This is a genomic window from Nocardioides sp. B-3, from assembly GCF_024703895.1.
Lineage (GTDB): Bacteria > Actinomycetota > Actinomycetes > Propionibacteriales > Nocardioidaceae > Nocardioides.
Genome location: NZ_CP087968.1, coordinates 2,647,872 through 2,671,036, shown reverse-complemented (window position 1 = coordinate 2,671,036; position 23,165 = coordinate 2,647,872). Strand labels below are relative to the sequence as shown.

The 23,165-nt window shown below is 70.5% G+C and carries 27 protein-coding genes and 3 pseudogenes; 14 read left to right on the top strand and 16 right to left on the bottom strand.

The features are described from left to right. Positions 1–127 precede the first annotated feature (127 nt). Both LP418_RS17740 and LP418_RS17735 read left to right on the top strand, forming a co-directional pair. Entirely contained in the window at positions 128–1,228 is a 1,101-nt protein-coding gene (locus LP418_RS17740) for a hypothetical protein (protein ID WP_257953064.1), read from the top strand. Continuing rightward, positions 1,221–2,015: a hypothetical protein gene (locus LP418_RS17735; RefSeq protein ID WP_257953063.1), complete on the top strand. Its 795-nt coding sequence runs from the start codon at positions 1,221–1,223 to the stop codon at positions 2,013–2,015. The genes LP418_RS17740 and LP418_RS17735 overlap by 8 nt, the downstream gene beginning before the upstream one ends. Here LP418_RS17735 and LP418_RS17730 read toward each other — a convergent pair. Continuing rightward, positions 1,954–2,541 carry a hypothetical protein gene (locus LP418_RS17730; protein ID WP_257953062.1) on the bottom strand — a complete coding sequence of 196 codons (588 nt, stop codon included), beginning with the start codon at positions 2,539–2,541 and terminating at the stop codon, positions 1,954–1,956. The genes LP418_RS17735 and LP418_RS17730 overlap by 62 nt on opposite strands. Beyond that, positions 2,528–3,064, bottom strand: a complete 537-nt coding sequence (locus LP418_RS17725; protein WP_257953061.1) for a hypothetical protein — start codon at positions 3,062–3,064, stop codon at positions 2,528–2,530. Before LP418_RS17725 ends, LP418_RS17730 begins: the two co-directional genes overlap by 14 nt. On the opposite strand from LP418_RS17725, the gene LP418_RS17720 reads away from it, so the two are divergent. Next, positions 3,063–3,353: a hypothetical protein gene (locus LP418_RS17720; RefSeq protein ID WP_257953060.1), complete on the top strand. Its 291-nt coding sequence runs from the start codon at positions 3,063–3,065 to the stop codon at positions 3,351–3,353. The genes LP418_RS17725 and LP418_RS17720 overlap by 2 nt on opposite strands. Positions 3,354–3,403: 50 nt before the next feature. Here LP418_RS17720 and sucD read toward each other — a convergent pair. Together sucD and sucC are read right to left on the bottom strand one after the other, a co-directional pair. Beyond that, a pseudogene (sucD, locus tag LP418_RS17715) lies at positions 3,404–4,287 on the bottom strand (succinate--CoA ligase subunit alpha). Positions 4,288–4,301: 14 nt separating this feature from the next. Then, positions 4,302–5,467, bottom strand: a pseudogene (gene sucC / locus LP418_RS17710) (ADP-forming succinate--CoA ligase subunit beta). Positions 5,468–5,595: 128 nt separating this feature from the next. On the opposite strand from sucC, the gene LP418_RS17705 reads away from it, so the two are divergent. Together LP418_RS17705 and LP418_RS17700 are read left to right on the top strand one after the other, a co-directional pair. Then, a complete protein-coding gene (locus tag LP418_RS17705) occupies positions 5,596–6,408 on the top strand; it encodes a deoxyribodipyrimidine photo-lyase (protein ID WP_257953059.1) in 813 nt (270 codons plus the stop codon). Further along, positions 6,357–6,908 carry an FAD-binding domain-containing protein gene (locus tag LP418_RS17700; RefSeq protein WP_257953058.1) on the top strand — a complete coding sequence of 184 codons (552 nt, stop codon included), beginning with the start codon at positions 6,357–6,359 and terminating at the stop codon, positions 6,906–6,908. Before LP418_RS17705 ends, LP418_RS17700 begins: the two co-directional genes overlap by 52 nt. On the opposite strand, the gene LP418_RS17695 is transcribed toward LP418_RS17700, so the two are convergent. Beyond that, positions 6,887–7,135, bottom strand: a complete 249-nt coding sequence (locus tag LP418_RS17695; RefSeq protein WP_257953057.1) for a cobalamin-dependent protein — start codon at positions 7,133–7,135, stop codon at positions 6,887–6,889. The two genes, LP418_RS17700 and LP418_RS17695, sit on opposite strands and share 22 nt — an antisense overlap. A 508-nt stretch (positions 7,136–7,643) precedes the next feature. Between LP418_RS17695 and LP418_RS17690 the strand changes: the two genes are divergently transcribed. After that, positions 7,644–8,171, top strand: coding sequence for a M23 family metallopeptidase (locus LP418_RS17690; RefSeq protein ID WP_257953056.1), 528 nt, complete (start codon positions 7,644–7,646; stop codon positions 8,169–8,171). A gap of 81 nt (positions 8,172–8,252) precedes the next feature. Here LP418_RS17690 and LP418_RS17685 read toward each other — a convergent pair whose 3' ends face one another. The 9 genes and pseudogenes from LP418_RS17685 to LP418_RS17645 all read right to left on the bottom strand — a co-directional run bounded on the left by LP418_RS17685 (position 8,253) and on the right by LP418_RS17645 (position 14,121). Then, a complete protein-coding gene (locus tag LP418_RS17685) occupies positions 8,253–8,861 on the bottom strand; it encodes a 3'-5' exonuclease (RefSeq protein ID WP_257957080.1) in 609 nt (202 codons plus the stop codon). A gap of 208 nt (positions 8,862–9,069) precedes the next feature. After that, positions 9,070–9,858: pseudogene (locus tag LP418_RS17680) on the bottom strand (3'-5' exonuclease); the annotation flags it as partial. After that, entirely contained in the window at positions 9,858–10,715 is an 858-nt protein-coding gene (locus LP418_RS17675) for a UvrD-helicase domain-containing protein (protein ID WP_257953055.1), read from the bottom strand. The gene LP418_RS17675 and the pseudogene LP418_RS17680, both read right to left, overlap by 1 nt. Before the next feature lie 132 nt (positions 10,716–10,847). Beyond that, complete coding sequence (locus tag LP418_RS17670) at positions 10,848–11,207, bottom strand: hypothetical protein (protein WP_257953054.1); 360 nt, start codon at positions 11,205–11,207, stop codon at positions 10,848–10,850. 96 nt (positions 11,208–11,303) lie between these two features. Next, positions 11,304–11,561, bottom strand: a complete 258-nt coding sequence (locus tag LP418_RS17665; protein ID WP_257953053.1) for a hypothetical protein — start codon at positions 11,559–11,561, stop codon at positions 11,304–11,306. Beyond that, the gene (locus tag LP418_RS17660) at positions 11,546–12,226 is read right to left on the bottom strand and encodes a type IV toxin-antitoxin system AbiEi family antitoxin domain-containing protein (protein WP_257953052.1); all 681 of its coding nucleotides are present in this window, start codon (positions 12,224–12,226) and stop codon (positions 11,546–11,548) included. Before LP418_RS17660 ends, LP418_RS17665 begins: the two co-directional genes overlap by 16 nt. 248 nt (positions 12,227–12,474) lie before the next feature. Next, entirely contained in the window at positions 12,475–13,149 is a 675-nt protein-coding gene (locus tag LP418_RS17655) for a LuxR C-terminal-related transcriptional regulator (RefSeq protein WP_257953051.1), read from the bottom strand. Further along, positions 13,146–13,817, bottom strand: coding sequence for a sensor histidine kinase (locus tag LP418_RS17650; RefSeq protein WP_257953050.1), 672 nt, complete (start codon positions 13,815–13,817; stop codon positions 13,146–13,148). Before LP418_RS17650 ends, LP418_RS17655 begins: the two co-directional genes overlap by 4 nt. Next, positions 13,702–14,121: a hypothetical protein gene (locus tag LP418_RS17645; protein WP_257957271.1), complete on the bottom strand. Its 420-nt coding sequence runs from the start codon at positions 14,119–14,121 to the stop codon at positions 13,702–13,704. Before LP418_RS17645 ends, LP418_RS17650 begins: the two co-directional genes overlap by 116 nt. A 467-nt stretch (positions 14,122–14,588) precedes the next feature. Between LP418_RS17645 and LP418_RS17640 the strand changes: the two genes are divergently transcribed. From LP418_RS17640 to LP418_RS17630, 3 genes are read left to right on the top strand one after another with little or no spacing between them, the layout of a single operon-like run. After that, entirely contained in the window at positions 14,589–15,476 is an 888-nt protein-coding gene (locus tag LP418_RS17640) for a PspC domain-containing protein (protein WP_257953049.1), read from the top strand. A gap of 1 nt (position 15,477) precedes the next feature. Beyond that, positions 15,478–15,771, top strand: coding sequence for a cell wall-active antibiotics response protein (locus LP418_RS17635; RefSeq protein WP_257953048.1), 294 nt, complete (start codon positions 15,478–15,480; stop codon positions 15,769–15,771). 8 nt (positions 15,772–15,779) lie between these two features. Continuing rightward, complete coding sequence (locus tag LP418_RS17630) at positions 15,780–15,941, top strand: hypothetical protein (RefSeq protein ID WP_257953047.1); 162 nt, start codon at positions 15,780–15,782, stop codon at positions 15,939–15,941. Positions 15,942–16,114: 173 nt separating this feature from the next. Here LP418_RS17630 and LP418_RS17625 read toward each other — a convergent pair whose 3' ends face one another. Then, positions 16,115–17,164 (bottom strand): glycerophosphodiester phosphodiesterase family protein, encoded by a 1,050-nt coding sequence (locus LP418_RS17625; protein WP_257953046.1) that lies wholly within the window; start codon positions 17,162–17,164, stop codon positions 16,115–16,117. A 336-nt stretch (positions 17,165–17,500) separates the two neighbouring features. Between LP418_RS17625 and LP418_RS17620 the strand changes: the two genes are divergently transcribed. The 5 genes from LP418_RS17620 (at position 17,501) to LP418_RS17600 (ending at position 22,110) form a co-directional block, all read left to right on the top strand. Next, positions 17,501–17,779 (top strand): hypothetical protein, encoded by a 279-nt coding sequence (locus tag LP418_RS17620; RefSeq protein WP_257953045.1) that lies wholly within the window; start codon positions 17,501–17,503, stop codon positions 17,777–17,779. Between the two features lie 31 nt (positions 17,780–17,810). Then, a complete protein-coding gene (locus LP418_RS17615) occupies positions 17,811–19,295 on the top strand; it encodes a hypothetical protein (RefSeq protein ID WP_257953044.1) in 1,485 nt (494 codons plus the stop codon). Beyond that, complete coding sequence (locus LP418_RS17610; RefSeq protein WP_257953043.1) at positions 19,292–19,927, top strand: hypothetical protein; 636 nt, start codon at positions 19,292–19,294, stop codon at positions 19,925–19,927. Before LP418_RS17615 ends, LP418_RS17610 begins: the two co-directional genes overlap by 4 nt. Before the next feature lie 281 nt (positions 19,928–20,208). Further along, positions 20,209–20,733 carry a hypothetical protein gene (locus LP418_RS17605; RefSeq protein ID WP_257953042.1) on the top strand — a complete coding sequence of 175 codons (525 nt, stop codon included), beginning with the start codon at positions 20,209–20,211 and terminating at the stop codon, positions 20,731–20,733. 1,185 nt (positions 20,734–21,918) lie between these two features. Further along, the gene (locus LP418_RS17600) at positions 21,919–22,110 is read left to right on the top strand and encodes an SWIM zinc finger family protein (protein ID WP_257953041.1); all 192 of its coding nucleotides are present in this window, start codon (positions 21,919–21,921) and stop codon (positions 22,108–22,110) included. A 35-nt stretch (positions 22,111–22,145) separates the two neighbouring features. On the opposite strand, the gene LP418_RS17595 is transcribed toward LP418_RS17600, so the two are convergent. Continuing rightward, on the bottom strand, positions 22,146–23,162 hold the full coding sequence (locus LP418_RS17595) for a glycerophosphodiester phosphodiesterase family protein (RefSeq protein ID WP_257953040.1): 1,017 nt from the start codon (positions 23,160–23,162) through the stop codon (positions 22,146–22,148). Positions 23,163–23,165: the final 3 nt, after the last annotated feature.

The window sequence follows — 23,165 nt, the reverse complement described above, 5'->3', positions numbered from 1 at the left end:
TGGGCGCGGCCGGTCGAGGTTCGTTCGGAGGAGTCGAGGAGCAGGGAGGTCATGGCCCGGCCATCATGACCCGATCACCGAGGGCGTTCGCGCTGCCACGCCGCGACCCCGTACCGTTGAGCGGGTCATGGGGAGCTTCGAAGCGTTCGACACGTTCTACGCCGAGACGCGCGAGCGTCTCCTGCTCGAGGCATATGCGCTCACCGGCGACCTGCCCGCCTCGCGCACCGCGGTCCGCGACGCGTTCTCCGTCGCCCGGCACCACTGGTCGAAGGTGAGCCGACTCGACGACCCCGAGGCCCGGGTGCGACCGCACGCGCACAGCCGTGCCCTGCACCGCCACACTGCTCGTCCCCGGCACCGCGACAAGACGGTCGACGCCAATGTCCGTGCGACGCTCGAGGCCCTCGCCAAGCTGAGCAGCCACGAGCGCAAGGCGCTCGTGCTGACCTCCCTGTCGCCGCTCTCCCTCACCGACATCGCCCGCGAGGTCGGCCTCCCCCGCGCCGACACCGAACGCGCTGCAGAGCGCGACCTCCCGCTTCGCGGTGGCCCGAGCCGTCAAGAGCACCGATGTCCGCCTTCGGCTAGACGCTTTGCGGGCCCCGCTCATCGGCACCACCCGGCCCCGGAGCACGATCATCCGCCGTGCGGGCACCGCACGTCGCCGTACACACACGCTGATCGGCTCTGCGGCGGTCATCGCCGCCCTGCTCGTCTCGGGCACCGTCGTCGCCTCGGGTGGCTCCGAGCCGAGGCTCGCTCGACCGGGGAGAGCGCCCTGCCCGGGATCACCGTGCGCCCGGCCTCGGCGGGCGCCGCACCTGCGCTCGAGGACACCACGCTGCTGGGCGCTCCGCAGGTCGAGCGCTACGGCCGCGGCCTGAGCTGGAGCGAGCGAGAGACGTCGGACAACCCGGCAGGTTCCGGCCCGGTGATGCCGTGCCAGCAGACGCTTCGCGGACCCGGCCGGCGCAGGCGCGCTGATGCGCTCCTTCACCGGCACGGCCGAGGTGGTGAAGAAGACCCGCAAGGGCAAGGGCAAGAAGGCGCGCACCGTGCGCCGAACCGTCACCGAGAAGCGCGCCACCGCCGTCCACTTCGTCGAGCTCTCCGCCGACGAGGCCCGGGCGCAGGCGGCCTTCGAGATCACCCGAGGGTGGTACGCCGACTGCCTCGACCCGCGTGTCCAGCTGCTGTCCACCGACGCGGTCTCGCGGGTGGGTGACGACGCCACCGTGATGACCCTGCGCTCCCGGGACAAGAAGCCGAGCCGGATCGCGGTGGGCGTGGCCCGCACCGGTCAGCTCACGGTGACGACCCCGGTGCGCTCGACCGGTGCACCCGTCGCCGCGAAGACCGCCGCGGCCGGACTGGCAGCAGCCGTCAACGCCGCGTGCGGCACACCCGGCGCCGGCGCCTGTGCCGGGCCGCCCCGGGCGCGGCGCGGCGATCCCTTCCCCGTCGGCAAGCCGCCGGGGATGCTGTCGGCGGTCGACCTGCCGCCGATCACCAGCACCCGCGGTCCGTGGGTCGGCACCGACCCCGTGCGCGCCCGCACCAACTACGCGTCGACGCGATGCGACAACACCCAGTTCCGAGGCCGCGGCATGCGGCACGCGCTGACGCGGACCTTCGTCTTCCCGAAGAAGCCGCTCGATCCCTTCGGCCTGACCCAGTCCGTGGCCACGATGAAGACCGGGCAGGCACGAAAGTTCATCGACGAGGTGCGCAACCGCATCCGCCGCTGTGGTGAGGCCAACCTCGGCACGTCCGTGGACACGCTGGTCAACCGGTCCGGCAAGGACGTGGCGCTCACCGTCTGGGACCTCGACATCGAGATCACCGACAACCGGACGCTCCAGTTCTGGATGGCGATCATGCGCGACGGCAATGCCGTCTCCCGAGTCGGCTTCACGCCCGCGGGTCCGATGACGATGGCGCGCGACGACTTCACCGCGGTCGCCGAGCGGGCCCCGGAGCGCCTCGGCGACCTGCCCAGCGCCCAGCGCTGACTCGTCGCAACGCCGATCCGTCACAACAATGCGGCTCGGGCTCGCGTCTTCCCAGCGACGACCGCTGTGGAGAGGATGAGGACATGAGGCGATTCGCCCCGGCCTGCGCCCCGGTGCTGACCCTGTCGGCCTGCAGCCGGGAGTCCCCGTCGGGCACGCCCGCGGAGCCGGCCGCCCCCACGACATCCACCACGCCCAGCGCCACCGCGGCAACGCCGGCCGCCACCGTCATCCCCGACGACTTCCCGCTCTCGGACGCGATGGCGAGCGGGGACGGCGACGCCGTCAGCATCTCCGCACAGAGCGTCGGCATGCGCGCCCTCGACCTCTGCGGCCGCAAGCCGCTGCGCGGGCTGAAGCCGACCGACCGTCTCGCGGCGGAGGCCAGCGGCAACGAGTACTCCAACACCCGCGACCTGATGCTCTTCGCCGACACCGCCCAGCCGGCGGCCGTCATGGCGGACATCCGCTCGTCGGCGGCGGCGTGCCCGGCCGATGCGCTCGGCCCGGGGTCACGCCTGCTCACCGAGGTGCGCGACTCGACCTTCGGACCCGACGCGGCCGTCCCGGTCCACACCTACGAGCAGGACGGCGACGTCGGCATCGGCGCCGAGATCATCGACGTGGTCCGGGTGGGTCGCGCCCTGCTGGTGACGTCGTCCTACGCCGAGTGGGACCCGTCCACCAACCTCGACGAGGGGATCGTCGACGAGGCTTCCCGACTCGAGGAGACGGTCGAGGCGATGTCGATCTTCTCGGGCACGATTCCGGGTGCGGCTCGGGCTCCCGCTCTGGCGCCGACACCGACGCCCATCCCCGACGACTTCCCGTTGACCCTGCGGATCGCGGAGAACGAGTCCGGCGTGGAGCCGGTGCCCGCACCCGACGCCGCCGGCATCGGCAGGCCGCGCGCCTGCGGCGACCGACTGTGGCCGAGGAACCCACGGCGGGTGGTCGACCGACTCGCCGTACGCACCACCGGTCCCGAATACCTCGACGCTCGCAGAGCTCGTCTCCCTGCGCGGCGTGCAGGCCGCGCTGCGCACCATGGAGGCGATCCGCTTCATCCTCGGACACTGCCAGCACGTCGAGGGCGGCCGCGTGTGGACCGTGCACTTCGAGGACACCGGCTACGACGCGATCACCTTCTCGCGCACCTACACGATGGGCCTCGGGGCCTCGGCCTTCCGAGTCATCCGTGTCGGCAAGGGCATCCTGCTCACCCACGTGTACGGCGAAGGCACCCTCGAGGCCATCGGTCCGACCCTGCGCCGGCAGACCCGGTTGGGGCGCGACCTCGCGGCGGAGATGTGCGTCTTCGCCCGCGCCGGGTGCTGAATGACACGTGCCCCGCTCGGCGAGGCGAACGGGGCACGTGCACTCTGGGATCAGAGGGTCTTCAGGATCTCCCGCGCGAGCTCGGCCGTGGCGGACGGCGTCTTGCCGACCTTCACGCCGACGGCCTCGAGGGCCTCCTGCTTGGCGGCAGCGGTGCCCGCGGAGCCGGACACGATGGCGCCGGCGTGGCCCATGGTCTTGCCCTCGGGCGCGGTGAAGCCCGCGACGTAGCCGACGACGGGCTTGGTGATGTTGGCCTTGATGTAGTCGGCCGCCCGCTCCTCGGCGTCTCCACCGATCTCACCGATCATCACGATCAGCTTGGTGTCGGGGTCGTCCTCGAACGCCTGCAGCGCGTCGATGTGGGTGGTGCCCACGATCGGGTCGCCGCCGATGCCGATGGCCGTCGAGAAGCCGAAGTCACGCAGCTCGTACATCATCTGGTAGGTCAGCGTGCCCGACTTGGAGACGAGACCGACCGGGCCCTTGCCCGCGATGGTGTGCGGCGTGATGCCGGCCAGCGACTCGCCCGGCGTGATGATGCCGGGGCAGTTGGGGCCGATCATCCGGGTGGACTTGCCCTCGAGGTAGGCCACGACCTCGGCCGTGTCCTGCACGGGCACGCCCTCGGTGATCACGACCGGGGAGGGGGATCTCGGCGTCGATGGCCTCGATCGCAGCGTCCTTGGTGAAGGGCGGCGGCACGAAGGCGACGGACACGTTGGCGCCGGTCTCCTTCATGGCCTCTGCGACACTGCCGAACACCGGCAGCTCCCGGCCGCCGAGCTCGACCGTGGTGCCGGCCTTGCGGGCGTTGACGCCGCCCACGATGGTGGCGCCGGACTCGACCATCAGGGTGGTGTGCTTCGAACCCATCCCGCCGGTGATGCCCCTGGACGATGATCTTGGAGTCCTTGTTCAGGAAAATGCTCATGTTGTCGTCGCCTCTCAGACGTTCGCCAGCTCGGCGGCCTTGTCGGCCGCGCCGTCCATGGTGTCGACCCTGGGTCACGAGCGGGTGGTTCAGCTCGTCCGGGATCCGGCGACCCTCCTCGACGTTGTTGCCGTCGAGGCGGACGACGAGCGGCTTGGTGGCCGCGTCGCCGAGGATCTCCGGGGCGCCCTTGATGCCGTTGGCGACCTCGTCACACGCGGTGATGCCACCGAAGACGTTGACGAAGACGCTCTTGACCTGCTCGTCGTTGAGGATCACGTCGAGACCGTTGGCCATGACGGTGGCGTTGGCGCCGCCGCCGATGTCGAGGAAGTTGGCGGGCTTCACGCCGCCGTGGTTCTCGCCGGCGTAGGCGACGACGTCGAGCGTCGACATGACCGGGCCCGCGCCGTTGCCGATGATGCCCACGGCACCGTCGAGCTTGACGTAGTTGAGGCCGAGGTCCTTGGCCTTCGCCTCGAGCGGGTCGGCCTCTTCACGGATCTCGAAGGCGGCGTGGTCGGGCTGACGGAACTCGGCGTTCTCGTCGAGCGAAACCTTGCCGTCGAGGGCCTCGAGCTTGTCACCGGTCAGCCGCGCGAGCGGGTTGACCTCGACGAGCGTCGCGTCCTCGGACGTGAAGACCGTCCACAGCTGCTGGACCATCGTGATCGCCCTGGTCGCGCAGCTCGGCCGGGAAGCCGACCTCGTCGACGATGGCGGTCGCCTTGGCCTCGTCGACGCCGGTGCCGGCGTTGATCGGGATCATCTTCACCGCGTCCGGGTTGGTCTTGGCGACCTCCTCGATCTCCACACCACCCTCGACGCTGGCGATGCAGAGGTAGGAGCGGTTCGACCGGTCCAGCAGGAAGGAGAAGTAGTACTCCTCCTCGATCGATGCGCCGGGGACCACGAGCACCCGGTTGACCGGGAGACCCTTGATCTCGAGGTCGAGGATCGCGCGGGCGTGCTCCTCGGCCTCCTCGGGCGTCTTGGCGACCTTGACGCCGCCGGCCTTGCCACGACCTCCGGCCTTGACACGGGCCTTGACGACGACGACGCCACCGATCTTCTCGGCGGCCGCGCGAGCGTCCTCCGGGGTTTCAACGGTGATGCCGAGGGCGCCTGCCACTCCGTGCTTCGCGAAGAGTTCCTTCGCCCGGTACTCCATCAAGTCCACGACGTACCCAGTCCTTTTCGAGTTCGTTAACAGTCCGGGATTTCCATTGGGCACCCTAGACCTGTTGGCCGGGTCACATCGAGGCTGGTCGAGGTGGCTCTGATCACCCTCTCGCTACGTTGATCCGCGTGCCCTTGGTGATGTGGTTCCGTCGCGACCTCCGCGTCCGCGACAACCCGGCCCTGCTCGCGGCCCTGTCCGACGGGCCCGTCAGTTGCCTGTTCGTCGTCGACCCGGCCCTCTGGACGAGCGCCGGTCCGGCTCGTCGCGCCCGGCTCGCGGCCAACGTCCTGTCCCCGGCCGAGCGCATCCCCCTGACGATCCGGTACGGCGACCCGCGCGACGTCGTCCCGTCCGTCGCCGGCTCCGGTGCGGTCCACGTGGCCGCCGAGACCACGCCCTACGGCCGCGGCCGCGATGCCGTCGTCGGAGAGCGCGTCGACCTCGTCGCCAGCGGTTCGCCGTACGCCGTGGGGCCGGGGCTGGTCAGCAACGGGACCGGCGATCCCTACCCAGTGTTCACCGCGTTCGCCCGGGCCCGGCGCGAGCGCGGGTGGCCGGAGCCGGCGATGACTCCCCGCTCCCCCGACCTCGCGCCGGCCGACTCGTCGTCCGATGCCGTCGCGATGCTGGAGAAGGCGGTCGCCGACGCTCCCGTCGAGCTGCCGACCGCCGGGGAGGACGCGGCCCGGCGGCGCTGGCACGCGTTCCGCTCGGAGCACACGGACGACTACGAGGTCGAGCGAGACCGGCCCGACCACGACGGCACGTCCAGGGTTGTCGCCCTACCTCCACCTCGGGGTGCTGCACCCGCGCTCGCTGCTGGCCGAGCTCGATCCGGCCTCGACCTATGCGACCGAGCTGGCTCCGGCGCGAGTTCTACGCCGACGTGCTGTGGCACTCGCGCTCGTCGGCGTGGTCCGATCTCAAGCCGGCCCTGAGCGGGATGCGCTACGACGAGCCGGAGGACGCGATCGAGGCCCGGCGCACGGGGACGACCGGCTACCCGATCGTCGATGCGGGGATGCGGCAGCTGCTGGCCACCGGCTGGATGCACAACCGGGTCCGGATGATCACCGCCTCCTTCCTGACCAAGGACCTGCACGTGTGGTGGCCGCTCGGCGCCCGCCACTTCCTGTCCCTGCTGATCGACGGCGACGTGGCCTCCAACAACCACGGCTGGCAGTGGGTCGCCGGGACGGGCACCGACGCGTCGCCGTACTTCCGGGTCTTCAACCCGGTCACGCAGGGCAAGAAGTTCGACCCCGACGGTTCCTATGTACGGCGCTGGGTGCCCGAGCTGGCGCACCTCCCCGGCGCCGCGGCGCACGAGCCCCGGAAGTCCGACACGGGCTACGAGGGCGACTACCCGCTGCGGATCGTCGACCACGCCGACGAGCGGCGCGAAGCGCTCGAGCGCTATCGGAGCGCGCGGGCCTGATCGGAGGTGACCACGGCGACGTCGATGTCCTCGGCCTCCAGCTCGACGAGGAGCCCCGCGATGAGGTCGGTGTCGGCGGCGGCCTCGAGAGCGATCAGGTCGACGTCCTCCTGTACGGCGATCGCGGCGACCTGCTCGGGCGTGTGGTCGGGCCCGAGGTAGATGACCTCGTGGCCGGCGTCGCGCAACGCCCGGCCCAGCCCCGCATCGCCGACCACGATCCTCATGACGGGCAGCCTAGCGAGCAGGTGATCCACCCCACATCACACCGACCGAGCACGGCCGAGTACGGTGAAGCGCTGCGAACGCCCGGTGACGTCATCCACAAATTTGTCGCTACCGATTTCGGTGGTCGTGACCTTTCCGTTACAGTTCGACGTCGCCTATCCCCCGAGGCGACGACCCCCGGCACATAAGGAACCTGATCTATGGGAAACCACCGAGCGGAACGCGGCCCCCGCCGCGACACCTCGGCAGCACCCGTTGCGGGTCGACGCAAGGCAGCACGAGAGCCTGCTCGCCACCCCTTCCTCCGTGCACTGCCGTCCGCCCCGATCCCGGTCGGGGTTGCGGCCCTCGCAGTTTCCGCCGGCGGCGCCGTGAGCGCCTCCGACGCCGGCCCGGTCGGTCAGGTCACCTCGCAGACCGGCGCCATGGCCGCGGCCGGCAGCACCGGCCTCGCCAATGTCGCGCCGCTCGGTCACCGCGACGCGATCGTGTCGCGCGACTCGCGTCGTGACGCGCTCGCCGATGCCGCCAACGAAGAGCTGGTCGAGCAGGCGGAGGCCCAGGGCCGAGCAGCAGCACGCGGCCCTCAAGCAGTTCGCCGCGGCCGCCGAGAAGCAGTCGGCCAAGATCAAGGAGAACCAGTGGATCCTTCCGCTGGAGAGCTACCGCATCACCGCCACGTTCGGACTGTCGAGCTACCTCTGGTCCAGCGTGCACACCGGCCTCGACTTCTCCGCCCCCACCGGATCCTCGATCCGCTCGATCGCCAACGGCGTCGTGACCGAGACGGGCTACGACGGCTCCTACGGCAACAAGACGGTCGTCACCCTCGATGACGGCACCGAGATCTGGTACTGCCACCAGACCTCGTTCCCGGTCAGCGTCGGCGACGTCGTCCGCGGCGGCGAGACCATCGGCACCGTCGGTTCCACCGGCAACTCCACCGGTCCGCACCTCCACCTCGAGGTCCGACCCGGCGCCGGCGACCCGGTCGACCCCTTCACCGCGCTGCTGGAGCACGGCATCACGCCGTAGTACTGCCGCTTCGTAAACGACTGGGTTTCGACACGCCAGTCGCGACCTCGTGCCTCGGTCGCGCGGCTCGCTCAACCACCATCAGAAGTTGTTCGGCGCTTCGCTTCTCACAACTTCTCCACCGGCGCGTAGCGCAGCAACAACCGCTTCACGCCCTCGGACCCCGAAGTCGATGGACGCGACCGACTTGTCGCCCGCGCCTTCGAGCGCCACGACGGTCCCCATCCCGAACGAGTCGTGCAGGACCCGGTCGCCCGGCTCCAGCGACGGGATCTCGCGGGCCGGCTTCGCCTTCGCCTTCACGTCGGCACGTGCGGCCGCGGCCGAGAAGTTGCGGCGACCGGCATCGGTCGGCGCACCGAGGCGAGCCGACGAGCTCGACGCAAGGTCGGGTCGGCCCCAACGGGTCATCGCCTGCGCCGTACGACGCCAGTCGACCGGGTCGACGGGGAGCTCGTCGATGAACCGCGAGGCCGGGTTGTGCGAAGGCGCACCCCGGGCGGAGCGCACCATCGCGCGCGAGACGTAGAGCCGCTCGCGGGCACGGGTGACGCCGACGTAGCCGGGCGCCGCTCCTCCTCGAGCTCGGGCTGGTCGCCGAGAGACCGCTGGTGCGGGGAAGACTCCGTCCTCGAGGCCGGTCAGGAAGACCACCGGGAACTCGAGGCCCTTGGCGGTGTGCAGCGTCATCAGCGTGACGACACCGGCATCCTCGCCCTCCGGGGTGTCGGGGATCTGGTCGGAGTCGGCGACCAGCGCGACCCGCTCCGGGGAAGTCGCCGAGGGTCACGGCGACCACTCCCGCCTCGACCTCCGCCGGGTCGGCGGACGGGCCGGGCTGGGGGTCGTCGGAGAACTCGCGCGCGACCGCCACCAGCTCGGCGAGGTTCTCCACGCGGGTCTCGTCCTGCGGGTCGTCGCTGGCCTCGAGCTCGGCGAGGTAGCCCGACCGCTCGAGCACCGACTCCGGGATCACGTCGGCCCGCTCGTCGGCGGCGACCATCGACTGGAGCTCCCGGATCATCGCCACGAAGCCCCGGATGTTCTTCAGCGACCGGGTTGCGATCCCGGGCGCCTGATCGGCGAGCACCAGCGCCTCCCAGAACGAGATCCGCTCCCGCTCGGCCAGCGCGTTGACGCACGCCTCCGCGCGGTCGCCGATCCCCCGCTTCGGGGTGTTGAGCACCCGCCGCAGCGAGATCTCGTCGGCGGTGTTGACCAGCATCCGGAGGTAGGCCAGCGCGTCGCGGACCTCGCGGCGCTCGTAGAACCGCACGCCACCGACGACCTTGTAGGGCTGGCCGGTGCGGATGAAGATCTCCTCGAACACCCGCGACTGCGCGTTGGTGCGGTAGAACACCGCGACGTCCTTGGCCAGCACGTCACCGGTGTCGACGAGCTTGTCGATCTCCTCGGAGACGAACCGCGCCTCGTCGTGCTCGTCGTCGGCGACGTAGCCGACGATCCGCTCGCCGTCACCCGCCTCGGACCACAGCCGCTTGTCCTTGCGGCTCGCGTTGTTCCTGATCACCGAGTTGGCCGCCGTCAGGATCGTCTGCGTCGAGCGGTAGTTCTGCTCGAGCATGATCGAGGTGGCGTCGGGGAAGTCCTGCTCGAAGTCGAGGATGTTGCGGATGTTGGCGCCGCGGAACGCGTAGATCGACTGGTCCGCGTCACCGACCACCATCAGCTCGCTCGGGGTGTCCTCGACCGGCCGCCCCTCCTCCGAGGTCCCGGCCGCAGAGCTGGTGGATGAGGGCGTACTGCGCGTGGTTTGTGTCCCGGGTACTCGTCGACCAGCACGTGCCGGAACCGGCGGCGGTAGTTCTCCCGCACGTCGGGCAGCGTCTGGAACAGGTGCACCGTGGTCATGATCAGGTCGTCGAAGTCGAGGGCGTTGGCCTCGCGCAGTCGGCGCTGATATCCGGCGTACGCCGCGGCGTAGGCCTCCTCGAAGGAGTTGCGCGTGTCCTTGGCGGCCTCCTCGGGGTCGCGCAGCTCGTTCTTCTGGTTGCTCACCCAGTGCAGCACGGCGCCGGGCTGGTACTTCTTCGGATCGAGGTCGAGGCCCTTGAGCACGAGCGTCATCAGCCGCTTGGAGTCGGCCGCGTCGTAGATCGAGAAGTTGGACTTGTAGGAGGTGCCGTCGAAGTCGAGCGCGGTGATCTCCTTGCGCAGGATCCGCACGCACGCCGAGTGGAACGTCGAGACCCACATGATCCGGGCGCGCTTGCCGACGAGGTCCTCGACCCGCTCCTTCATCTCGGCCGCGGCCTTGTTGGTGAAGGTGATGGCCGGGATCGAGCCCGGATGGGCCTTGCGCTCGGTGATCAGCCGGGCGATGCGCCGGGTGAGCACCCGGGTCTTGCCGGAGCCCGCTCCGGCGACGACGAGCAGCGGCGCGCCGGCGTGCACGACCGCGGCGCGTTGCGGCTCGTTGAGGCCCTCGAGCAGCTCGTCGGGGCTGGGCCCACGACGAGTCGTGCGTGGCTCTTCATGGGGCGTGACGTGCTCGAGGCCGGGGATCAGGTCGGGGCTACTCATCTCCCGGCCAGCCTACGGCCCGGGACCGACAGGTCCGCGCGCGGAACATGTAACCGGCCGTTGGTCACACTGACCGGCCGTTGGGTCGGCCGTTCAGTTCGTGTAAACGCCGGTTACAAGACCGAGGTCGGGTCAGGCGGCGTGGGCGGGCGACCAGAAGATGGCCACTGCGACGTTGGCGACGCTCAGCAGAAGCAGGCCTGCCCAGAGACCCCGGGGGATGGTCGGCTTGCGGGTGTTGGCCATGACGAGCACGAGCAGCACCAGCCCGATCGCGAACTTCACGCCGATCTTGGCGTGGTTGACCGGGTCGTCGCCCGACTCCAGCGCACCCACGAGCAGCAGGCCAGCCGGGAAGGCGGTGCCGACGCCGTCGCGCATCGCGGCATTGACCGACTTCTCGGAGCTGCGGGCCTGCACCACCAGACCTCCGAAGAGTGCGGCGAAGCCGAGCACGTGCACGAACAGCAGGACGAGGCGCAGGATCTCCATGGCCGCAGACTAGCGGCGCCCTTGCCTCAGGCTGCGGTGGGAGGCGACGTACGGCGACGCGGCTGTCGTGGCCTGAAGGCCGCGAGATCGCTGATGTCAGTGCCGAATCGGCTGCAGGTGTCCTGTACTCCCGCTCCGGGCGGGCCTTCCCTGGTCGCGCTGGGCGCCCCAGAAATCGGCCCAGACGAGGTGAGACATTCCTGTCTTGAAGCCCGTCACGAAGTCCCGGCGCTCCTTCTGCTCCCGCAGCGCCTGTTTGGGGTCGTCCGCGACACCGCCCTCGGCGACGGCCAGCAGCTTGATCCAGCCGTCGATCTCGAACAGGTGGCGGTGCAGCCTCAGGTCGCACCACACCACGCGCCCATCTGCCGACAAGCCGAACTGGGTCTGAGGTCGACCATGGCCCAGCTCCTCGACGAGCTCGCGCCCGAGCGTCTCGGCGATGGAGTCGGTGTCGGGATCACTGAGGGCAACCGCACGCGCGCGTGAGACACGCCGGGCCAGTGCTTCATCCGCTCGAGGGAGAACTCCAGCTCCTCATAGGTGGCACCCATACGCAGCGCCGAGTCGACAGCACAGACCCCGGCGCGGATCCCGTGCTCGCGGGCAATGTCGAGGGCGACGCGAGCCAGCCGGAGAGAGTGCCCCGTCGGGTCGAGCTCTGCTGAGGTGTACGGCGCATGGTGATGTGTGATGCCGGCGCGGGTGTGGCTTCCTCGTCGACCGGCATGGGTCAGGTGCGACCGCCCGTCCTGCTTGAGGACCTGCATGTCCAGTCGCAGAGCCGCCGAGTCGTGGCTCCACACGTGTGGTCGGCCGGTCGAGAGCGACGCGGCGCGGTCCATGAGCCGCTGCCTCTGGTCCCACCGCCCGGCCGCGGCCCAGACCTCGGGCCGCGCGTAGACCCCTCGTCGCACGAGGACGAGCACGCCGACTCGCACGTGCCGGTCGATCTCCTCGGGGAGGAGGCCCAGCTCGAGGAGCTGACGGCGAGTGATCAGGCCTTCCTGTGTGGCCATCCGGCCAATGATTCGCGGGTCCATGGGACCAGCGTCCGGAGCACCTCCGACAGCGCGCCTGACCCCGTCGCGGGGGCTGTGGACAACCGACCATCGAGGCTGCCTGTGGACGAGCTGCGGTCCGGAACAGGGCCCATCGCCGTACGACGATCGAGGCCCGCTCCTTGTAACCGGCGTTTAGTCACACTGAACGGCCCACGCAACGGCCGGTCAGTCCGGGTAAACGCCGGTTACATGAAACCCGGCGGTCAGAGGAGGCGGCGGTCCGAGGCCCATCGCGTCAGCTCGTGCCTGCTCGAGAGCTGCAGCTTGCGCAGGGTCGAGGACATGTGGGTCTCGACGGTCTTGACCGAGATGAAGAGCTCCTTGGCGACCTCCTTGTAGGCGTAGCCACGGGCGATCAGGCGCATCACCTCGCGCTCGCGCTCGGTCAGGCGGTCGAGGTCCTCGTCGACCGCGGCGACGTCGATGGAGCCCGCGAAGGCGTCCAGCACGAAGCCCGCGAGCCGGGGCGAGAACACGGCGTCGCCGTCCGCCACGCGCCCGATTGCGTCGACCAGCTCGGGGCCGGTGATCGTCTTGGTGACATAGCCGCGCGCTCCGCCGCGGATGGTGCCGATGACGTCCTCGGCCGCGTCGCTGACCGACAGGGCGAGGTAGCGCGCGTCGGGGAAGGGCATCCGCCGCATGACCTCGACGCCGCCTCCGCCGGGGAGGTGCACGTCGAGGAGCACGACGTGCGGCTGGTGCTCGCGGATCGCGGCCACCGCCGAATCGACGTCGGCGGACTCGGCCACGATGTCGACGACACCGACACCGGCGGCGGCGAGCTCGGAGCGGACGCCGGCCCGGAACATCGCGTGGTCGTCGACGATCACGACCCGGACGGGACGCGGGGTCGGACCTGGTGCGGGGGCGGTCATGACTTCTCCTCGGTCTTCAGCGGCAGGTGGAGCCGCACTTCGGTGCCGTCGCCCGGGGCGGAGCGGATCTCGCTGCTGCCGCCGTGCCGGGCCATCCGGTCGATGATGCTGCCACGGACGCCCCGGCGGTCGTCCGCGACCGAGCCCGGGTCGAACCCGAGACCGCGATCTCGGACGAACACGTCGAGGGCCTCGGCCGACACCTCGGCGTACACGTCGATGCGCGGGACGCCCGCGTGCTTGGCGGCGTTGGTCAGGGCCTCACGCGTCGCGTCGGTGATCGGCTTGAGCGACTCGGTCATGTCGAGGTCGCCGACCGCGACGACGTCGACGACCACGCCGTAGGTGTCCTCGACGATGGCGGCGTGGGCGCGGAGCTCGCCGGCGACGGTGACGTCGGTGCCGACGGACTCGAAGAGCCAGCCACGCAGGTCGCGCTCCTGCAGGCGGGCCGGGCCAGCGGCGACCATGGCCGCGTCGCCGGAGTTCTTCTGGATCAGGGCCAGCGTCTGCAGCACCGAGTCGTGCAGGTGGGCGGCCATGTCGGCCCCCTCACGGGTGCGAACGCGCTCGGCGCGCTCGGCCCCGAGGTCGTGCACCAGCCGCAGCGCCCGGGGTCCGACCACGATCGCCAGCCCGACGACGCCCAGCAGGGCCGCGATGATCACCGGCCCCGCGGAACGCGAAGGAGCCCGACCAGACCGCGAAGAGGATCAGCGCGGTGACGACGAGCGAGAGGCCCGCGAAGACCCGGAAGTAGGCCGCCCAGCCACCGCCCCCGAAGATCGCGCGGAACGGATCGATCCGCCCAGTCGAGTCGAGCCAGCGCTCGCGCTGGGCCTCGTCGGCCTGCCGCCACAACAGCGCGACCCCGGAGAGCGCGATCACCACAGGCCAGAAGAGGGCACCCTGCCCGAAGGCCGCCTCGAAGCCGAGCACGGCGCCGAAGAGCAGCGCCCCGATCGCGATCACCGGGCCGGCGTCGCGCAGCCGCGAGCCTCGCCGCGGTCGCTTGCCCGTGCGGGTGGCGCTCTCCAGCCCGGGCGCGGCCTCCTCGGAAACGGGAGTCGCTCGGCAGGAACATCCACAGTCCGGCGTACAACATCAGGCCGACGCCGTCGAGGACGGCCAGCAGCACGAAAGCCACGCGCACCCACAGGACGGGCACCCCGAGGTGCCCGCGCGAGGCCGCCGGACACACCACCGGCGATCGGTGACTCGGTGTCGCGGGTGGCGCGGCGGAACGGGCGCGGGCCGGTGCTGCTGGCGGGGGGCGGGGACACAGTGCTGCTCATCGTGCGTCCATCGTCGCAGGCCAGCGCGCCGCTCACCATGAGGTTCACCCCCGAGCCGACCCTGAGTCCCGACCGGGATCGCTGAGGCACATTCAGGGTCGTCCCCGATGGTGCGGAGGGCGCGCGTGGCGTTGAGTTGGTGCCATGACGAACACATCTCCACCTCCCGCCGCGGATCCGGGCGAACAGCAAGGCCCTCGCACCACCCGAAACGAGGTCCTCGAGCTCGGTCGACTGCGACGCGCCAGCGACGACCGGCACATCGCCGGAGTCGCCGGCGGCCTCGCCCGCCACCTCGACATCGACCCCATCATCGTGCGGGTCGCGCTGGTCGTGCTGGTGTTCTTCGGCGGCTCCGGTCTCCTGTTGTACGGCGCCATGTGGCTGCTCGTCCCCGAGGAGGGCTCCCCCGCGGAGCCGCTCGGGCTGGACGACCGCAACCGCAACATCGCCCTGATCGGCACCGGCGTGCTCGCGGCCATCGCGGCCGTCGGTGACTTCGCCGGCGCCTTCTGGTTCCCCCGGCCGCTGGTGATCATCGGGCTGCTCGTCGTGTGGTTCCTCAACCGCAAGGAGAAGAGCGACCAGCAGCCGGCGACCTACGCCAGCGCCCAGCCGCAGCCGGGCTGGCAGATGCCGACCACGGCGGAGACGACCGGCACGGAGCAGGCGTACTCGTACCCGGGACCAGCCCTACCAGTGGCAGGGCTACGTGAAGCCCCGCAACCCGCGCCGGAGGGGCCCGATCCTCTTCTGGTTCACCCTCGCGCTGATCGCCACCGGCGTCGGCACGCTCGGCCTGATCGATGTCTCCGGCACCTCCGTTCCGGACGCCGCCTACCCCGCCCTCGCCATGTCGCTGACCGGGGCGATGCTGCTCCTCGGCGCCTTCTGGGGCCGTGCCGGCGGACTGATCTTCATCGGCCTCATCACCGCCGTTGCGACGCTCGCCGCAACGGCGACCGCGAACTACGACGGCAAGAGCCTCACCTACACCCCGACCACGTCGGCCGAGGTCCGCGACTCCTATGACATGGAGGCCGGCGACCTGCTCGTCGACCTCTCAAGGGTCAGTGACGTCGAGGGCCCGGACGGCAACGAGCTGAACATCGACGGCGGCATCGGTGAGCTCGTCGTGATCGTCCCCGAGGGGATGGACGTCTCCGTCCACGCCGCCGTGGGTGTCGGCGACATCAGCCTCTTCGGCCAGCACGACGACGGCCTCGACATCAGCGAGGACGGTTTCGTCGACGGCGGCAACGAAGTGCCCGACATGCGCATCAACATCGACCTCGGCGTCGGCCGAGTCACCGTCCGCGAGCAGTGAGGTCAGACATGAGCGACTACCCCAACCCCTACACCTCGTACACCGAGGTCGAGACCGACCAGTCCGGTCGCCACCCCGTCAACGTCGGCCACCTCGTGATGGGCGTCGCGTTCTCCGGGGCTGGCCGCCATCTGGCTGCTGTTCGAGACGACGGCGATCGGCGACGATGACCTGCGCTGGTTCCTGCCGCTCCCCCGGCTGGCGGCGGGCCCGGCCGGCCTGCTCGCGGTGGCGCTCACCGGTCGCCGTACCAAGCCTGAGGCCGTCGAGTCGTACGCCGCGGCGCCGGCCCCGGAGGAGCCGACGCCGCTCGACGACGAGGTGTAGCCGTCAGCTGAGCCAGTCAGCCAGCGCAGCCGCCGCGATGTCGGGGTTGTCGGAGAACACTCCGTCGACCCCGGCATCGAGGAACGCCTGGGTCTCCGCGAACAGGTCCCCGGGGGGCGTTGCGGTCGGTGCCGATGCGGAAGTTGGTCGCCATGAACTGGTTCTCCGGGCGCAGCGTCCACACGTGCACGACCGGGCCGGCCGCGTGCGCGTCGTCGACCGGGGCCGACGGGGTCGTCGTGGCGCCGCCGGTCCGCGGCAGCACGAGGTCCTTGTTGGCGCCGATGCCGTCGGCGTAGGCAGCGATCGCGGCGATGCCGGCAGGAGTCGTCATCGACGCGTAGGTGACACCGGTGCCGGCGACCGTCTGGTCGTACGGCGCACCGCTGGAGTTCACGAGCTGGGCGATGTCCACGTCGATCACCGTGTCGAGCTCGACGAGGTTGGCCACCTCGAAGGACTGGATGATCACCTTGTCGTCGGCGTCGTCGAGGTCGTGCGCCCGGAGTGCCGCGACGAGCGGCTCCTCGAGGGAGAGCCCGATCGAGTCGAAGTAGGTCGGGTGCTTGGTCTCGGGGTAGACGCCGACACCGCGCTTGGTCGCGAGGTCGAGGACCTGCTCCAGCGTGGGGATCTTGAACTCACCGTCGAACGCCGTGTTGGCCGGGCGGACCGCGGGCAGCCGCTCCTTGGCGTTGAGCGTCTTCAGCTCGGCGTAGGTGAAGTCCTCGGTGAACCAGCCGGTGATCGGCGAGCCGTCGATCAGCTTGGTCGTCCTGCGGTCGGCGAACTCCGGGTGCGCACTGACGTCGGTGGTGCCGGAGATCTCGTTCTCGTGGCGGGCGACGAGCACGCCGTCCTTGGTGGAGACGAGGTCGGGCTCGATGAAGGCCGCGCCCTGCTTGATCGCGAGCTTGTAGGCCGCGAGCGTGTGCTCGGGGCGGTAGCCCGAGGCCCCGCGGTGCCCGATCACGATCGGGTCCTCGGTGGGCAGCGCGTTGGCCGGGACGGTGGTCAGGGTGACGGCGGCAGCGATGGCCGCGACGATGAGGCTCCGAGTTTTCATGTCCAGAGCCAACAGCGCGCAGGCAGCCGGCCCGCGTGGGCGAGGTGAACGTCAGATGTCGAGCTCCCGGGCGAGCTCAACGCCCCCCGGGATCCCACGCACAATGGCCCCATTTGTCGATTCTCACCCGACCGCAGACCACGGCCTGCACACTTGTCAGCACTGCGCAGGAGCGACGCATACAGGGGTGAACGGGTGGGGCTCAAGGATCGACTGGCGCCGGCTCTGGAGGCGGGCGACGTGACCGCGGGCTGGGAAGTCCTTCACGATCTGCACGGGGACGAGCGTCACGAGGCGAAGGCTGCGTTCGAACGGCCCAAACCGTGGTCAGACTTCATGAACGAATCCACCTTCGGGTACGACCAGCCGGCGGCGGGGGAGCCGCACGACCGGGACGCATACGAGGCTGCATCGAAGCGTGGCTACCGGGCGCACCTGATCCTCGCGCTCGCCGCAGTCGAGCTGTGTGGACCGGTGAAGGCAGCCCACCGAGTGCAAGCCGAGTCGTGGGCGATCGACGACCACAGCGAGCTCATCTACGCACTGTGGGAGAAGGACCGCGCGTGGGCCCAGGGCCTACGTCGACGAGGCGGCGAAGAGCGGTGGGTCGGGTGAGGTGATCCGTTCCGTCGTGGCGCATCACGGCTTGGCCTGCCCCTCTGGCGAGGCGTTCCTCGAGGTGTGGACCGTCGGCGCACCGCTCACGTTCCACGGGCACTGGCCGAACGCCGTACCTGATGTCGACGAGTGGCTCCGGGCGGACCCTCTGCTTCCCGACCTCGCCTACCACCTGCTGAACTCCGACCAGTGCGGCAGCTGGGGGTGGCTACCCGAGGCGTTGGGCCGTGGTGTGCAGCTCGAGGTGCTCGACCGCTCCCGGTTGCTCGAGGTGGTTCTCACTGCGCTGACGACCCAGCATCGTCCGTCTGCGCAGGCCGTCATGGCTGAGACGCTCCGGGTGCTGGGCTTGCGGGTCGAGGAGGTGCCGGGTGGGTTCGACTACATGCTGGGCGTGCTGGCGACGACCAAGTCCTCCGTGCTGAAGGTCGTGCTGCCGCTGGTGCTGGAACTGGTGTCTGGTCCGGACGATCTGACGGACCTCACGATGCTGGTCGCCGGCCGCGAGAAGGTGCACAAGACCACGCTGCTGAAGGCCCCGGACGACGAGGCGCTGGAAGCAAGGGTCGGCCGTGTCGGCGTCGTCGAGGCGTTGGAGCTGCTCGCTGCCGACGAGGACGTCCGATTCGCCGCGGCGGTCACGCGATCACTCGACCGACGCGGTGCAGCCGCGCCGTCACATCCCGTCGGCGTCGAACCCCTCGGGCTGTGGGACTTGCGCCCGACGCCGATCGCGCCCGACAAGGACTGGCCTCACTGGCTCGACCCCAACATCACGTGGGGCGAGGCGCTCGCGAAGAGGTCCAACGAGTACCCCGAACAGCTGCAGCGGGCCACCTTCAACCTGCTGAGCGCGATGGCAGGCGGCCGGGACTGGCGCGCCCCACTGCTCGCCAGTCTCCAGAGTCGCATGACCAACGGGCAGCTGAGGGTGTCCCGCACGGTCGACGCGTTCACCGACGTGTTCCTCGCCGGGGGGTTCCGCGACGCATACCCGGTCGCGCTGGCTGTCGCGGACACCGGAGCAGGTGTCGGACGCAAGCCGGCCGGGCTGCACCTGTTGCTGCGATTGCTGGCTCAGTACGCCGTCGAGATCCCGCCCGACGTGTCGATCGAGCTGCCTGCGAACATCCGCACACTGGCCGTGGCGAAGGGACGGACGAGCGCGCAGGAGGAAGCACGGCGGCTCGGTGTCGCCCTCGCACGCGCCGAGGACGGCGACGCCTGGCTGGCGGACCTGCGGTCGGGCGGGGCGTCGATGACGCCGCGAGAAGCCCGGGGGCTGTGGACCGACCCCGTCCTGTGCCCCATGCCCGAGGACGTCCGCCTCCGAGGACGCACGGGTCGCTCGCGCTCGCGACCTCTCGCACCTGCGGGCGATGGTCGCCGACCCGAGCTACTCGGCCGTCGGCACCCACGTTCAGTGCTTCTCCAAGGCGTGGGTCAAGAAGCAGCGGGCCTACTTCGTCCCGGTCCCGGCCCCCGGACGACGAGCTCCTGGAGCTCGCCGTGATCACGGCTGCAGCGTCACACGGCTCCGACGCGGTACGGCGCGAGATGCGCCGGCCAGTCACCAAGGCGGCTGGCGAGGGCTACCCGCACGAGTTCTCCGGCGGCCGCCGGGCGGTCCAGCAGTGGGCCGCGTCCGACCTCACTGTCGACGACTACTGGCGGATCGCATGCCGCTCGGTGCCCGCGTGGACCGTCACGAGCCAGCTGTCCGACCCCGACCACGAGCAGCTCCACCACGTCGAGGTGTGGCGGCAGAGCGTCCGCTACCGGGACTTCGACATGGCCCGGGACGACCACGTGATCCTCCGCCGGGTGCCGCAGGTCGCCGGGCTTCTGGCCGCGGACTCGCCGCTCGGGCGTCCGACCGGCAATCCGCGGGTCGACGCCCAGCCCCTGCTCGCCGTGTTTCGCGCGCCGGGCGAGCTGGAGGCGATCGCCCGGTTCCGACTGCTCGAGGGACTCCTGAACGTGGAGCACAACGACGTCGTCCTCGCCGCGCCGACCGGGCAGACTTCACCATCGACTTCGACGACCTGCTCGCCCGCCTCACGGCGTGCGAGGGCCGACCAGTCGGGCCGCTCGACGTGGTTCAGGCCCTGCACCGGCTGCGACCGGTGGACCCGGCCCGGCTGACCGAGCTCGGCGGACTCGCTGTCCGGACGACGCCCGAGCTCACCTCTCCCGATGGCAACGAGTCGTGGGACGCGATCGAGCTCGTCCGCACACGGGTATCGAGCGGGGGCCTCCCACCAGTCGACGCGCGCACTGTCGACGGTAAGTGGGTCTCCACGGCAACCGCACCCGTGCCATTCTCGACGTGCCGAGTGCTCACACGCGTCTCCTCGGTCGCAGAAGATCCTTACGTGTCCTGCAGCCGAACTGGCCCGCGTCTTTCCCACTGGACCGATCGTGCCGTGAAGAACGCGTTCGCCGAAGGGAATCGGCACTTCACGACAACGGTCGACTTCCCGGCGCATGCGACCGGGACCTTCGGCGCGCCCCTGCACGACCTGTTCCTCTACGACCTCACCCGCGCCACGGTCAAGGGCGACCACAACGACGACCGGCTGCTCGGCGCCCGCTGCGCCCTCGGGCACCAGCGGTTCGACCCCGGTCTGATCGCTGAGGTGGGCCTTCAGCGACACCGGGCCGGAACCCTCGACCTACCCCATCTCCTCGAGACCACTCAGGCACTCGGCGAGCAGCAGCTGGTCAAGCAGCTGTGGCCTCTGCTCACGGCCCCGGCCTCGGGCCCGGCAGCCGAACCCAAGCGGCCCCCGGCCCCGGCCGGCTTGTTCCGCCAGCTGTCGGGCTGGGTGGTCGAGATCCCCGAACGGGTCGAGCTGCCGGACGGGATCCGCCATTTCGCCGGTTCACGCGGGTCGTCCAAGGCCCACGATGCGGCCCGGACGCTGGTCGAGGCAGTGGAGCAGGCGTGAGCGGCGACTACAGGGCTGCCTCGACTCTGACCGAGCACGAGGGTACGTCCACGCTCACACTCGCCACCGCGCTCGGAATCACCCCCGACGGACTGGTCGACAACCCCACGTTCTTCAGCGGCTTCCCGGACCGCCCCGACGTCCTCGCCGCCGGTCTTCTTGCCGTCGCCGACGTCGCCGGCACGCGCTACGCCGACTTCGGCCCGGCCCAACGAGTGGCCAACCTCGACCCGGTCGTCACCGCCAGCGGCGACATCCTCCGCTTCGAGTCGTTCTCCGCCTGCAACGGCGTCCACGCACGACTCGACGTCCTCGCAGAAGGGCTCGGCGCCAGCACCATCGGGTTCGGTACGACCAACGTCGACATCAATCCGCCTTTGCGCGCCGCACTGGCCCGGACAGCACGCACCGAGACGCTGCACCTCGCCGTCGGACACCACGGCCTCACTGCCTCGACGCCTGCCGCCAGCCACCTCGAACGCAAGGTCACCCTGCCCGACCGTTGGGTGCGCGGCTTCGCCGAGGTTCCCACGATCAGCGCCTCCATGTCGCACCGGGGCAGCCTCGTCGGACCCGCCGTCAGCAAGCTGCTCGGCGCCCTCCCACGCGTCGCCCCACCGGGCCCCTTCCTGCACCTCGTGCCCGCGCCCGGCTCCCGGCGCATCGCGACTCACCGCTCCGAGCTCTCCATCCCCCTACCCGGCGCCACCCGGCTGCGAGGCTCTCAGCGCGTGGCGAGGCACACACGGCGGCTCGACGTCTACGCCTCCCCGACCGGCACCACTGCATGGGTCTTCGAGCTCCCCAGCAGCCGCCTGACTCTGGTGTTGAGCCCCGAGCCATACCGGGCGTTCTCCGGCGAGGGCAGTCTCCTCATGTGGCTCAACGACCCGTCCGCCGAGACCCACGGCCTCAACCTCCTGCCCTTCCTCGGCTGGGAACCCACCATCGACCCTGACCGCCTCGCCAACGCCAGTGGACTGGGCACATCCAAGGTGACGACCGGGCTCGCATGGCTCGCCGCGTCCGGACGTCTCGGCTATGACCTCACCGCACGCGCCTGGTTCCACCGTGAGCTGCCCATCGACGTAGCAAGAGTGCTCCGACGCAACCCACGCCTGCTCTCCGCGCAACGTCTGGTCGAACAGGACAAGGTCAGCCAAGGCCGAGCCCGGAGCTTGGCTGGTGGCCGGGAGCGGCACAGCGACCTACCGAGTCCGCACCGACGATCCAGCCGGCCCCGTCAACGACACCCTCGAGTTCAGCCGACCCACGTTGGTCTGCCAATGTCCCCGGGAGGAGAAGCACCACGGCACCCGAGGCCCCTGCAAGCACGTGCTGGCGGTGGCCCTGAGTCTGCGCGGCACGAGCGGCTGACCAGCGAACCGGGTATGCGGTCCGCCGTCCGACCGTCAGATGTCGAGCTCCCGGGCCGCGGCGACCGCGAGCTCCGGGTGGTCGGTGATGACGCCGTCGACACCGACGTCGAGCAGCGCGCGCACCTCGCCGGCCATGTCGCCGGGCGCGTCCGGGGCGTCGCCGCGGCGCAGGTTGCTGGGCAGGAAGCGGTTCTCCGCGCGCACCGTCCAGACGTGCACGGTCAGCCACAGGCGGTGCGCGTCGCGGACCGAGCTCGAGGGCTCGCCGATCGCGCCGCGGTCGTCGCGGGGCAGCACCGGGCTCTTGTGCGGACCGATCCCGTCGGCGTACTCGTCGATCCCGGCGAGCCCGGCGGGGGTGCACAGCTCGGCGTGCGACGGCCCCGCCTCGAGGAGCTGGATGATCGGCAGCTTCGTGCGCTGGGCCAACCGGCGCAGGATGCCGGTCTCGAAGGACATCAGGCTGATCCGCGCCCACGGCCGGTCGAGGTCGTGGCGGTGCAGGGCGATGAGCAGCGGGTCGTCGAGAGGCAGCCCGACGGAGTCGAAGTAGGCCGCGTGCTTGAGCTCGATCATCACCCCGACGCTGCGACCTCGGCGCATCGACTCGGCGTGCACCATCGCCGGGATCTCGGTGAGGGTCGCGATCCCCTCGCGGCCGTTGTAGGCCGTGTTCCCCGGCCGGGTCGCGGGCAGCCGCTCACGGGCCGTGAGGGTCTTCAGCTCGGCCAGCGTGAAGTCCTCGGTGAACCAACCGGTGACGAGGTGGTCGTCGATGCGGCGGGTGTCGCGACGGCCCGCGAACTCGAGGTGGTCGGTGACGTCGGTGGTGCCGCTCAGCTCGGACTCGTGCCGAGCGACCAGCACGCCGTCCAACGTGCTGACGAGGTCGATCTCGATGTCGTCGACGCCCATGCGGATCGCCGTGCGGTAGGCCTCGAGCGTGTGCTCGGGGCGGTGCCCGCTGGCACCGCGGTGACCCACGATGGCGGGCGTGACGACCGGGCTCGGGGTCCGGTCTCGAACTGGCACCTGCCGAGTCACGGTCATGTG